Below are 11851 nucleotides of genomic sequence, written 5' to 3' on the forward strand. Positions count from 1 at the left end.
TATATCTGTAAGCTTAAACTTCCGCCTTGCGGGCGGCCAGTTCAGACTGGATCTGCTCCAGTTTTTGTTGATCAAGGTTGTAGAAGAACATCACGGCCACGGCGAGCGCGGCGAAGAAGGCCGGGATCAGCGACATCAGCCACACGATGCCCGCCTGCGAGCCGGTGGACTGCGCCGCGTTGGGCACATAACCCAGCGCCGTGAACAGCGAGCCGATGACCGCCACGGCCAGCGCGGTGCCCAGCTTCTGCGAGAAGGTGGCGGCGGCAAAGGTCATGGCGGTGGCGCGGCGGCCGGTGCGCCATTCGTTGTAGTCGGCCGTGTCGGCATACATCGAGAAGGCCAGCGGCGACTTGGGGCCAAGCACGAAGCCGAGCGCGATCTGCAGCGCGAACATCAGCCAGACCTGGTCCTTTTCGACAAAGAAGAAGGCGCTGGAGAGCACGGTGGTGCAGCTCATGAGGATGATGAGCAGCTTCTTCTTGTCGATAAAGCGCGTCATCAGCGGCGTGAGCGAGGCTCCCGCCGCAGCGGCCAGCATATAGGCCGGGACGAAGCTGGCCATGAGCTCGGGGCGGCCGACGTAGTACTTGAAATAATAGGCGGCGGTGGAAGTGCGCAGCGTGATCGTCATCATGATGACCAGCGCCAGGAAGAACAGCACCAGCCAGGGGCGGTTGCGGGCCAGGTCCTTGATGTCCTGCGCCACGTTGCTCTTTTGCGCAGCGGCGGGCGCGATGCGCTCGCGCGTGTTGGCGAAGGTGAGCACGAACAGCGCGGTCGCGGCGATGCCCCAGGCCAGCATGGTGAGCTGCCAGCCTTGCTTGTCGTCGCCGCCGCCCAGCAGGCGCACCATGAAGGGCGTGGCGGCGGTCACCAGCGTGCTGCCGGCGAAGGCGAAGATGAAGCGCAGGCCGTTGATGGTGGAGCGCTCCTGCGGATCGCCGGACATCACGCCGGACAGCGCGTTGTAGGGGATGTTGATGGCGGTGTAGCACACCATCATCAGCAGATAGGTGCCGTAGGCCCAGGCGGTCTTGCCGTCGTGGTCCAGGTCCGGCGTGGTGTAGGTGAGCACGGCGGCGGCGGCCAGCGGCACGGCCATCCACACCAGGTAGGGGCGGAACTTGCCGTAGCGCGTGGTGGTGCGGTCGGCCAGCGCGCCGATCAGCGGATCGGTGAAGGCGTTGACGATCTTGATCATGAACAGCATGGACGCCGCTGCGGCGGCCGAAATGCCGAATACGTCGGTGTAGAAGAACAGCAGGAAGGTGGCGATATTGGTCCAATAGAAATTGAAACCCATATCGGCAATGCCGTAGCTGAACTTCTCGCGCCACGACAAGGGAGTGTTGAGTACTGCAGCCACGGAGTGCTTTCGGTGATGGGGGACGGGCAGTTTAATCCATAGGCGGAGCAGCGGCGGGTTACGGCTGCGCGTAACCCGCCGTGCCGGAGCCGATCAGAAGTCGGCGGTCAGGCGTGCGCCGAAGGTGCGCGGCGCCAGGTACATCGCTTGCCATACCGGACGGTCGCTCGCTGCCGGCGGCAGGTTGACGATGTTGACGGTGGTCTTGACGTCCTTGTTCTCCAGGTTCTGCACGAAGGCCTCAACCTGCCAGTGCTTGTCGCCAGCCGGCTTGTAGCGCACGGTGAAGTCGCTGCGGGTGTAAGCCTTCTGGCGGTCCGGCGCGCCGTCGTTGAACACGTCCAGCCAGCTCGCGGTCTCGTAGTGCGTGTTGATGCGCGGCGAAATGCGGGCGCCGCTATCCAGGTTGAAGTGGTGCTGGTAGCCCACGTTCAGCGAGAAGTGCGGAGCGTGCGGCAGCTCGTTGCCCTTCAGGTCGCGCACCTTGCCGCCGTTCGGGCCGGGCAGGTTGTTGTAGCTGGAGTTGTTCGGGTCCGCCGTCAGCAGCGTATCCATCTCCGTGCGCTGCAGCGACATGGCCACGTTCAGCGTGTCCACCGGCGTGACGCGCGCCGTCAGCTCGCCCTCGATGCCCTTGGCCGTTGCGCCCTTGGCATTGGCGGTCAGCAGGAAGCTGGCGCCGTTGGGGAAGGTGGTCGGCACCGAGATCTGGTAGCCCTTGAAGTCGGCGAAGTAGATCGAGGTGGCCCAGGTGACTTTGCCGCCCATCAGCTTGCCCTTGGCGCCCAGCTCGTAGCTGGTAAGCGTTTCAGGCTCGGTGTGCACGCCGCCGTCGGTCAGCACGCCGGACTTGTAGCCGGTGCTCACGCTGGCGTAGGCCATGATGTCCTTGGTCACGTCATAGTCCGCCTTCAGCAGCCAGGTCGGCTTGCTCCACTTCTGCTGGCCTTCGTTGTTCAGCGCAGGCTTGCCGTCCGGGCCGATGACCGACGGGTTGGGCACGAATCCCACGGTGCGCGGATCGTCCTGCGGCGTGATCGGCAGGCAGGCCTTGGTGGTGCCGGGCTGCGTGGTCGGGCAGTAGAAGTTCACGCCGCCGCGGTTGTGCTTCTCGTCGAAGGTCTTGCGCAGGCCGCCGGTGATGCGCAGGGCGTCCGACACGTTCCAGGTATCCTGCGTGAAGAAGGCGTGCGACTTGACGTCCTGGTTGGGCTGCACGAAGCTGTTCTGCGTCAGCGCAGGCCAGCCGCACGTGGTGCAGCCGTAGCCCACCTGGGTGCCGGACCATGCCGGCTGGTCCAGGCGGATGCCGGCCTTTTCGTGGAACACATAGGCGCCCACCAGCCAGTCCACGGTCTTCTTGCCGGAGGACTTCAGGTTCAGCTCTGCGCTGGCGTTGGTGTAGTGCTCCCAGTTGATGCGTGTGTTGCGCAGCACGCCGCCGGTGGTGTTACTGGTCGGGACGGTGTAGCCGCCGCGCGCGTCGAACTGCATGGCGCCGTCGGTGCGCTGGGCGCCGGCGATGAAGGCCAGGTCGATGTCCTGGTTCACGCTCCAGTCGGTGCGGGTGCGGATGGTGTCCACTTTGCGGTGCAGATACGGCGCGATCTGGATCAGGGCCGACCACAGCTTCTCGCCCGGACGCGGTTCCTGGTTCAGGTTCATGGACGGCGTGCCGTCGTCGCGGAAGGTCTCGAAGGACAGGTCGGTGCGCAGGTTGCTGGTCGGCTGCCAGGCGGCGGACAGGCGCAGCGCCTTCTGGTCCTGGGCGTTGTACTTGTCGCCGCTGGTGACGAAGGCGTTCTTGTCCAGGCCCGGCGTGTTCGGCGGCTGCTGGTAATCCACATAGCCGTTGTGCGACTCGCCGGCGTAGGCCACGCGCAGCGCGAAGGTATCGGACACCGGCAGGTTGTACATGAAGCGCGTGCCGGTGCGGTTGTAATTGCCCAGCGTGATCTCGGCGCTGCCTTCGCTCATGCCGAACTTCGGCTTGGCGGACACCATGTTCACCGCGCCGGCGGTGGAATTGCGGCCCCACAGCGTGCCCTGAGGGCCGCGCATCACTTCCACGCGGTCCATATCGTACAGCAGGGCGGTGGCGCCTTCCGCGCGCGGCGAGTAGACGCCGTCCACGTAGACGGACACTTCCGGGTCGGCCTGCTCGGTCTTGGCGCCATCGTTGCCGATGCCGCGCATGGTCAGCAGCAGCACGGCGTGGTCGCCCTGGCTGGTGGCCTGGAAGCTTGGGGACAGGTGGGTCATGTCTTCCAGGTTCTTCACGTGCGCGTCGTCCAGCGCGGCGCCGCTCAGGGCGGTGACGGCCAGCGGGGTTTTCAGCAGCGAGGTGGAACGCTTGGTCGCGGTGACGATGACTTCCGCCACGTTGCCGCTGTCGGCAACGGCCTTGGACGCGGCGGGCGCGTCGTCGGCAGCGTAGGCGCCGGACACGTGCGCGGCCATGGCCAGCAGGGAAGTGGTCAGGATTGTGTGGCGTGAAATATGCATTTCGTCTCCTTGTTGGATGTAGTTATGGATTGCTGTTGAGAATATCGGTGATGAGCTGCGGCAGATCCTTGCGGATATCCAGCGTGATGCCGGCCTCGTCGGCTTGCAGCGGTTCGAGCACGTTGAGCTGGCTGTCCAGCAGCGACAGCGGCATGTAATGGTTGATGCGGGCCAGCATGCGGTTGGCGATCAGCTCGCGGTCGCCGGCCAGGTGGGCGAAGCGCAGCTCCGGATCGCCCTCGCGCAGCAGGTCGCGGTAGCGGCGCTTCAATGCCGAGCACGACAGCACCAGGCTGGCTCCGGTTTCGCGGGCGTTGCGGATCTCGGCCATGAGCTGCAGCAGCCACTCGGCGCGGTCGGCGTCGGTCAGCGGCGTGCCGGCCGACATCTTGGCCACATTGGCCGGCGAGTGGAAGGCATCGCCCTCCAGGAACTTGGCGCCGATGCGCTCCGCCAGGCGGCCGCCCACGGAGCTCTTGCCACAGCCGCAAACCCCCATCACCACCCAGCGCGTCGATTTCGTTTTTTCAGTCATATAGGCCCTTTTTGGTAGCGCTATCTGTTAGCGCTATCAGTGGGCCGGATTGTAACGCTGCGACAAAAAATGTAAAGCGAATTCGATGCTGCATCGCACAACGCAGGCGGCCTGAGCCGCATTCGGGGTCAGACCCCGAATGCGGCTCAGCTTGGATGCGTGAGCGGCACGGGCAGGCGCTTTCGCGAGCTCTGCCGCACTTGGGGTCAGACCCCGAATGCGGCTCAGCTCGGATGTGGGGGAGGCGGGGTCAGGCGCTTTCGCGGGCCATGAGGGTGAAGCCGAGGTCGATCTGGGTGGCGGGCGGCTGCTCGCCGCGGATGACGCCGCGCAGCAGGCTGGCCGCTTCGAAGCCGACGCGGTAGCGCGGCGTGCCTATGGTGGTGACCGACGGGTTCATCCAGGCGGAGGCGGGCAGGTCGTTGAAGCCGCAGATGGCGAGCCGCTCGGGTACGCTGATGCCGCGCCGCTGGCATTGGTAGATGGCGCCGTGCGCCAGGTCGTCGTTGCAGCAGAAGATGGCGTCGCAGTCGGGCGTGACGGCCAGCATGCGGCCGACCAGCTCGGCGCCCAGCGCGATCGTCGACGGGTCGGCCACCATCAGCTCCAGCCTGGGGTCGGCCAGGCCGGCTTCTTCCATGGCCTTGCGGTAGCCTTCGGCGCGCTTGATGGTGCGCTCGTCCAGCTGCGCGCCCATGAAGCCGATGCGCTTGTAGCCCTTGTCTATCAGGTAGCGCGCCATGGTGTAGCCGGCCTGCACCTGCGAGAAGCCGACCGACAGCTGGCCCGGGCTGGCCGACAGGTCCATCATCGACACCACCGGCACGCGCGAGGTGTCCAGCATTTTCTGCACGCCCTTGCTGTGCGACAGGCCGGACAGCAGGATGCCGTCCGGATTCGATTGCATATAAACGTTGAGCAGCTTTTCCTCCTCGGCGTCCGAATAGCGGGTGTTGCCGATGAGGATCTGGTAGCCGTAGGGGTCGAGCGCGTCCTGGATGCCGGCCAGCACCGCCGTGAACACGGCGTTCGACAGCGACGGCACCAGCACCACGATCACGTTTGAACGCGCCGAGGCCAGCGCGCGCGCGGCGCGGTTGGGCACATAGCCCAGTTCTTCCACCGCCAGCTCGACCCGCGCGCGCAGCATGGGCGACACGAGTTCGGGCTGGCTGAGGGCGCGCGATGCGGTCATGGTGGCGACGCCTGCGCGTGCTGCAACTGCTGCAAGGGTGACTCGGCCGCTGGCGCGGCTCTTGCTGTTGTGTGGTTTGGTCATCCGGTATTTTTCTTGGTTTTTGGTAGCGATAACATTATTTTATACTGCGGCGGGCCATTTATTTAGAGCAATTTGCCAAAGTTTTCTGCGCCCGCTTGGCGCGTTCGGCGCGCTGCTCGTCGGTGAGGAAGCTGCGCTCGCCGTTTTTGTCGTATTCGGTCATGCGGTTGCCGGAGTTGAGCGCGGCCTGGTTGCTGCGCGCGGCGTCGCAGTTGGCGCTGCGCTCGGCCTGCTGCGCGGTTTCCTGTGCGGCCTTCTGCTCGGCGGCCTGGCTTTCGGCTTTGCGCTTGGCGAACTCGGCATTGCGCTCGGCCAGCGTGGGCGGGCGCTTCACCTTGGCTTCGGCGCCTTCCGGCGCAGCTTCGGCCGAACCTGCGGCGGGCGCTGCGGCAGGCGCGGCCGGCAAGGCGGCATTGCCGCCCTGGCCGCGCGGCTGCTTCAGGATGCGGTTCTGCGGCACCGACGGCGGCGGCGGCTGGTCGGACAGCTGCTTCAGGCCTTTGTCGTCCAGCCACATATATTGGGCCTGGGCCAAAGCGGGCATGGCCAGCAGTGCCAGCAATCCCATCAGCGGCGCGCAGGCCAGTCGGTAGTGTTTCATAGTGGCTAGGTCCCTTTATCTCTTGCGGCAGATTCTCCATGTATTCCCGGCAGTGTCAACCCGCGCCGCCATTTTTCCCGGGGGTAAAGACGTAGAGCGTGACTTACTGTATAATCGACTTTTGCGCCTATAGGAAATCGTACTATGCGTTTACTTCAAAAAGCACTCACGTTCGATGACGTGCTCCTCGTCCCTGCGTACTCCAATATTCTGCCTGCGGATACGTCTCTCAAAACTCGCCTGACCCGCAACATTTCGCTGAATATTCCGCTGCTGTCGGCCGCGATGGATACCGTTACCGAAGCCCGCCTGGCCATTGCCATGGCACAGGAAGGCGGCATCGGCATCATCCACAAGAATCTGAAGCCGAAAGACCAAGCCCGCGAAGTAGCGCGCGTAAAGCGTTTTGAAGCAGGCGTGCTGCGTGATCCGATCACGATCCCGCCGGACATGAAGATCCGCGAAGTCATCAAGCTGACCGAACAGTACGGCATTTCCGGTTTCCCCGTGGTTGAGGGCAACCAGGTGGTGGGCATCATCACCAACCGCGACCTGCGCTTCGAGCAGGAGCTGGACGCCGAAGTACGCGCCAAGATGACCCCGCGCGACAAGCTGGTCTACGTGAAAGAGGGCGCCGATACGGCCGAGGCCAAGCGCCTGATGAACAAGCACCGTCTGGAGCGCGTGCTGGTGGTGGACGACGCCTTCAACCTGCGCGGCCTGATCACCGTGAAAGATATCCAGAAGTCGACCGAACACCCGAACGCCTCCAAAGACCAGCACGGCAAGCTGCTGGTGGGCGCGGCCGTGGGCGTGGGCGCGAAAGATGAAGAACGCATCGAGCTGCTGGTTGCCGCCGGCGTGGACGTGCTGGTGGTCGACACCGCCCACGGCCACTCGCAAGGCATCCTGGACCGCGTGAAGTGGATCAAGACCCGCTTCCCGCACGTGGACGTTATCGGCGGCAACATCGCCACCGCAGCGGCCGCCAAGGCGCTGGTGGAATACGGCGCGGACGCGGTCAAGGTCGGCATCGGCCCGGGCTCCATCTGCACCACCCGTATCGTGGCCGGCGTGGGCGTGCCGCAGATCACCGCGATCTCCAACGTGGCCGAAGCGCTGGCCGGCACCGGCGTGCCTTGCATCGCCGACGGCGGCATCCGCTTCTCGGGCGACATCTCCAAGGCACTGGCTGCGGGCGCGTCGACCGTGATGATGGGTTCCATGTTCGCCGGCACCGAAGAAGCGCCGGGCGAAGTGATCCTGTACCAGGGCCGTTCGTACAAGTCCTACCGCGGCATGGGTTCGCTGGGCGCGATGTCGGACGGCTCGGCCGACCGCTACTTCCAGGACGCCACCATGAAGGCCGACAAGTTCGTGCCTGAGGGTATCGAAGGCCGCGTCGCCTACAAGGGCAGCGTGCTGGCGATCATCTTCCAGCTGGTCGGCGGCGTGCGCCAGTCCATGGGCTACTGCGGCTGCGCCACCATCGACGAGCTGCGCGAGAAAGCGGAATTCGTCGAGATCACCTCGGCCGGCATGCGCGAATCGCACGTGCACGACGTACAGATCACCAAGGAAGCGCCGAACTACCGTTCGGGCGAATAAAGCTTCCCTCAAACGCCGGCGTGCTCCGCCGGCGTTTTCATATTTCCTCTTAGTTTCTAGCGCTCATCCATGCACTCTAAAATCCTCATTCTCGATTTCGGTTCCCAGGTTACCCAGCTGATCGCCCGCCGCGTGCGCGACTCCGGCGTGTTCTCCGAAGTCTATCCCTACGACATCGGCGACGACTTCGTGCGCAACTACGGCGCCGCCGGCGTGATCCTGTCGGGCAGCCACAATTCCACGCTGGAAGGCGACTCGCCGCGCGCGCCGCAAGCCGTGTTCGAGCTGGGCGTGCCGGTGCTGGGCATTTGCTACGGCATGCAGACCATGGCGGCCCAGTTGGGCGGCAAGGTCGAGAACGGCCTGGTGCGTGAATTCGGCTACGCCGAAGTGCGCGCCCGCAACCACACCAAGCTGCTGGACGGCATCAACGACTTCGTCACGCCGGAAGGCCACGGCATGCTGAAAGTGTGGATGAGCCACGGCGACAAGGTGCTGGACATGCCGCCGGGCTTCAAGCTGATGGGCGACACGCCAAGCTGCCCGATCGCCGCCATGGCGGACGAGGAGCGCAACTTCTACGGCGTGCAGTTCCACCCGGAAGTGACGCACACCGAGCAGGGCAAGGCCATGCTGGGCCGCTTCGTGCACGAGATCTGCGGCTGCAAGTCGGACTGGAACATGCCCGACTACATCACCGAGGCGGTGGAGAAGATCCGCGCGCAAGTGGGCACGGACGACGTGATCCTGGGCCTGTCGGGCGGCGTTGACTCGTCCGTGGCCGCCGCGCTGATCCACCGCGCCATCGGCGACCAGCTGACCTGCGTGTTCGTCGACCACGGTCTGCTGCGCCTGAACGAAGGCCAGATGGTGATGGACATGTTCGCCAAGAACCTGGGCGTGAAAGTCATCCGTATCGACGCGGAAGACCAGTTCATGGGCCATCTGGCCGGCGTGACCGATCCCGAGCAGAAGCGCAAGATCATCGGCCGCGAGTTTGTGGAGGTGTTCCAGGTCGAATCGGGCAAGCTGGTCAACGCCAAGTGGCTGGCGCAAGGCACCATTTATCCGGACGTGATCGAGTCCGCAGGCAAGGGCAAGAAGGGCCAGACCATCAAGTCGCACCACAACGTGGGCGGCCTGCCGGACACCATGAAGCTCAAGCTGCTTGAGCCGCTGCGCGAACTGTTCAAGGACGAAGTGCGCAAGCTGGGCGTGGCGCTGGGCCTGCCGCATGACATGGTCTACCGCCATCCCTTCCCGGGCCCGGGCCTGGGCGTGCGCATCCTGGGCGAAGTGAAGAAGGAATACGCCGACCTGCTGCGCCAGGCCGACGCCATCTTCATCGAAGAACTGCGCAACACGCCTTACGAGTTCGTGGCCGGCCAGGCTGTGAACACGGAAGAGCTGCCGAAGAACTGGTACGAGGCGACGTCGCAGGCGTTTGCGGTGTTCCTGCCGGTGAAGTCGGTGGGCGTGATGGGCGACGGCCGCACCTACGAATACGTGGTGGCGCTGCGCGCCGTGCAGACCCAGGACTTCATGACCGCGCACTGGGCGCACCTGCCGCACGCGCTGCTGGGCAAAGTTTCCAACAGGATCATCAATGAAGTACGCGGCCTCAACCGTGTCGTCTACGATATTTCCGGCAAGCCACCAGCGACGATCGAGTGGGAATGATTTCAGATCCGGCAGCGTAACGCAGCTGCCGGCGTCCCGCAGAGACTAAGCCCCTGATTTCAGGGGCTTTTTTTTCATCTCTCTGGCAAAAGCTGGCAGGAATTGGCAAGGTCAAGCAAAACCGTTTGATGGCACTCAAGATGGCATGAGCTGGAAGGCTCATGATTGACGGTGGCATACCATCATCACGGTTTTAGCCTGTTTGCTGGTATTTTTGCGGGTATTTTTGATGCTAAATGATTGATTTTATTGTGAAAATTGGCGTTCATTTCTGACGCTCGAAATGCTGGTACTGGAGGGGCACATGCTAACCGACACCAAGCTAAGAAATTTGAAACCGGCGGAGAAGATGTACAAGGTGAACCGGCCCGGGATTTTGAGAGGCTCCTGGGTTTGAGTCAGGCCGAGATGGCTTGGCTCGAAAGTTGACGATAGTAATTCATTTCAGCTTCTGCCGGCGGGATGTGGCCAAGCGGCTCCAGCAACTGGTGATGATTAAACCAAGACACCCATTCCAACGTGGCCAGTTCGACGGCTTCGCGGGTCTTCCAGGGAGCGCGGCGGTGGATCAGTTCGGCCTTGTACAAACCGTTGATCGTTTCGGCTAAGGCGTTATCGTAGCTGTCGCCCTTACTGCCAACCGATGGCTCGATACCGACTTCGGCAAGGCGTTCGCTGTACCGAATCGACACATACTGCGACCCCCTGTCGCTATGGTGGATCAAGGCGTCGTCACGCTCTGGCTGCCTGGCGTAAAGGGCCTGCTCCAACGCATCGAGCACAAAGTCTGTGCGCACCGAACTGCTCACGCGCCAGCCGACGATGCGGCGCGCGAACACCTCGATGACGAAGGCTACATAAACAAAGCCCTGCCAAGTCGATACGTACGTAAAGTCCGACACCCACAGCTGGTTAGGGCGATCAGCCCGGAATTGGCGATTCACCCGATCCAATGGGCAAGGCGCGGCAGCATCGCTGACCGTGGTGCGCACGACCTTGCCGCGTACCACCCCGCGTAGCCCAGCCCGGCGCATCAAGCGCTCCACAGTGCAGCGAGCCACCTCAAAGCGCTCGCGCAGCAGTTGGCGCCAGACCTTCTCGGCACCGTAGACACGGAAGTTGGTTTCCCACACACGGCGGATGTGAGAGCTCAAAAAGTCATCACGGTGGGCGCGGGCACAGCGCAGCGCCGGATTGCGCCGCAGAGCGGCGTGACGCCAGTAACTAGACGGGGCTACTTGCAGCAAACTGCAAAGCCGCTCGACACCGTACATGCTGCTGTGTTGACCGATAAAATCCATCAAGGCTTGAAGCGGCGGTCGAGCTCCGCCTGGGCGAAAAAAGCACTGGCCAGGCGCAGGATTTCATTGGTCTTGCGCAGTTCCTTCACTTCTCGCTCCAGGGCACGGATTCGTTCTTGCTCGGCGGTTGTTGGCCCGGCACGCAGGCCGGAATCAGCTTCATGCTGCCGTACCCAACGCCGCAGGGTTTCTGGCGTACAGCCGATCTTGTTGGCGATGGACGTGATCGCGGCCCACTGCGAATCGTGTTGGCTGGCCGATTCCTCGACCATGCGCACCGCGCGCTCCATCACCTCGGGGAATATCGTGCAGATTTCTTGTTCATGGCTCCATTCTCTCAAAGATTGGAGCCTCCCAGATTTCCGGGCCGGTTCAGAACATGCCTGGCGTGACGTTTAAGGAGCTTCTCTGTGGTTCGCCTGAACGCTTTCTTCCCTGGTGAGAGATTGACAGCATTGAGCCGCCAAGCGTCATCTTCCATTCTTCCGACCTGGTGATGAGCGCACCTAACTTGCTTGGCCCCCATGTAACCACTGATTGACCTTTGTTATCAAAACCTGAATACCAAATGTTACCACCTTGCATCATTTTTGAGGGCTTACGTGTTGGCGCTGATTGAAAACTGACCCACCCTGCTGATTGAATTTTGATCCAGGGGCGGGGCGCCGCGTTGCTGCTGTGCTGGAAGCGATAAGAGTCATTCCCCGTCTCGACAATGTGGCAGTGGTGCGTCAATCGATTCAGCAGCGCCGTGGTCATCTTGGTGTCGCCGAACACGGCCGACCATTCCGCTGTCAATGTGATTATTGGTGAGATTTGACGGTGCCCTATCGATTACAATGATTGAGTTTCCGATGCGCAATAGGCTGTGCCATAACGGCGATTCGCATGCTGTCTCTCAAATTCGCCATATCAAAATTAATGAAACCCCAAAACTGCCGTTGCGCGAGGGCGGTGTGCGCTTGAGGACCGC

The 11851-nt window shown here is 63.0% G+C and carries 8 protein-coding genes, 1 pseudogene and 1 other annotated feature; of the genes and pseudogenes, 2 read left to right on the top strand and 7 right to left on the bottom strand.

Annotation, left to right across the window (positions count from 1 at the left end; translation table 11 throughout):
• Positions 1-13: 13 nt before the first annotated feature.
• From AC07S4_RS03215 to AC07S4_RS03235, 5 genes are all read right to left on the bottom strand, one after another.
• On the bottom strand, positions 14-1369 hold the full coding sequence (locus AC07S4_RS03215; protein ID WP_494985211.1) for an MFS transporter: 1356 nt from the start codon (positions 1367-1369) through the stop codon (positions 14-16).
• A 93-nt stretch (positions 1370-1462) separates the two neighbouring features.
• Complete coding sequence (locus AC07S4_RS03220) at positions 1463-3874, bottom strand: TonB-dependent receptor (protein WP_494985212.1); 2412 nt, start codon at positions 3872-3874, stop codon at positions 1463-1465.
• A gap of 22 nt (positions 3875-3896) precedes the next feature.
• On the bottom strand, positions 3897-4409 hold the full coding sequence (locus tag AC07S4_RS03225) for a gluconokinase (protein ID WP_494985213.1): 513 nt from the start codon (positions 4407-4409) through the stop codon (positions 3897-3899).
• A gap of 250 nt (positions 4410-4659) precedes the next feature.
• Positions 4660-5688: an HTH-type transcriptional regulator GntR gene (gene gntR / locus AC07S4_RS03230; protein WP_494985214.1), complete on the bottom strand. Its 1029-nt coding sequence runs from the start codon at positions 5686-5688 to the stop codon at positions 4660-4662.
• Between the two features lie 58 nt (positions 5689-5746).
• The gene (locus AC07S4_RS03235) at positions 5747-6289 is read right to left on the bottom strand and encodes a DUF4124 domain-containing protein (RefSeq protein WP_494985215.1); all 543 of its coding nucleotides are present in this window, start codon (positions 6287-6289) and stop codon (positions 5747-5749) included.
• A 144-nt stretch (positions 6290-6433) separates the two neighbouring features.
• Between AC07S4_RS03235 and guaB the strand changes: the two genes are divergently transcribed.
• Together guaB and guaA are read left to right on the top strand one after the other, a co-directional pair.
• Complete coding sequence (gene guaB / locus AC07S4_RS03240; protein ID WP_494985216.1) at positions 6434-7897, top strand: IMP dehydrogenase; 1464 nt, start codon at positions 6434-6436, stop codon at positions 7895-7897.
• Between the two features lie 69 nt (positions 7898-7966).
• Positions 7967-9577, top strand: coding sequence for a glutamine-hydrolyzing GMP synthase (gene guaA, locus AC07S4_RS03245; protein WP_494985217.1), 1611 nt, complete (start codon positions 7967-7969; stop codon positions 9575-9577).
• A gap of 398 nt (positions 9578-9975) precedes the next feature.
• Here the strand turns inward: guaA and AC07S4_RS03250 are convergent.
• Together AC07S4_RS03250 and AC07S4_RS03255 are read right to left on the bottom strand one after the other, a co-directional pair.
• Positions 9976-11168, bottom strand: a protein-coding gene (locus AC07S4_RS03250) for an IS3 family transposase (RefSeq protein WP_494985607.1) whose coding sequence is annotated in 2 segments (ribosomal slippage) — positions 9976-10922 and positions 10922-11168 — 1194 coding nt in all. Because the reading frame shifts where the segments join, the coding sequence is not laid out codon by codon here.
• Positions 10807-10923, bottom strand: a sequence feature (AL1L pseudoknot). Its footprint overlaps the gene before it by 117 nt.
• A 382-nt stretch (positions 11169-11550) precedes the next feature.
• A pseudogene (locus AC07S4_RS03255) lies at positions 11551-11670 on the bottom strand (ATP-binding protein); the annotation flags it as partial.
• Between the last annotated feature and the right edge of the window lie 181 nt (positions 11671-11851).

The organism is Pseudoduganella sp. GW821-FHT05F09, from assembly GCF_059419605.1.

Coding starts and splice junctions, on each gene's coding strand:
- AC07S4_RS03235 (WP_494985215.1), bottom strand. CDS start 6,289: ATGAAACACTACCGACTGGCCTGCGCGCCGCTGATGGGATTGCTGGCA.
- gntR (WP_494985214.1), bottom strand. CDS start 5,688: ATGACCAAACCACACAACAGCAAGAGCCGCGCCAGCGGCCGAGTCACC.
- guaA (WP_494985217.1), top strand. CDS start 7,967: ATGCACTCTAAAATCCTCATTCTCGATTTCGGTTCCCAGGTTACCCAG.
- guaB (WP_494985216.1), top strand. CDS start 6,434: ATGCGTTTACTTCAAAAAGCACTCACGTTCGATGACGTGCTCCTCGTC.
- AC07S4_RS03225 (WP_494985213.1), bottom strand. CDS start 4,409: ATGACTGAAAAAACGAAATCGACGCGCTGGGTGGTGATGGGGGTTTGC.
- AC07S4_RS03220 (WP_494985212.1), bottom strand. CDS start 3,874: ATGCATATTTCACGCCACACAATCCTGACCACTTCCCTGCTGGCCATG.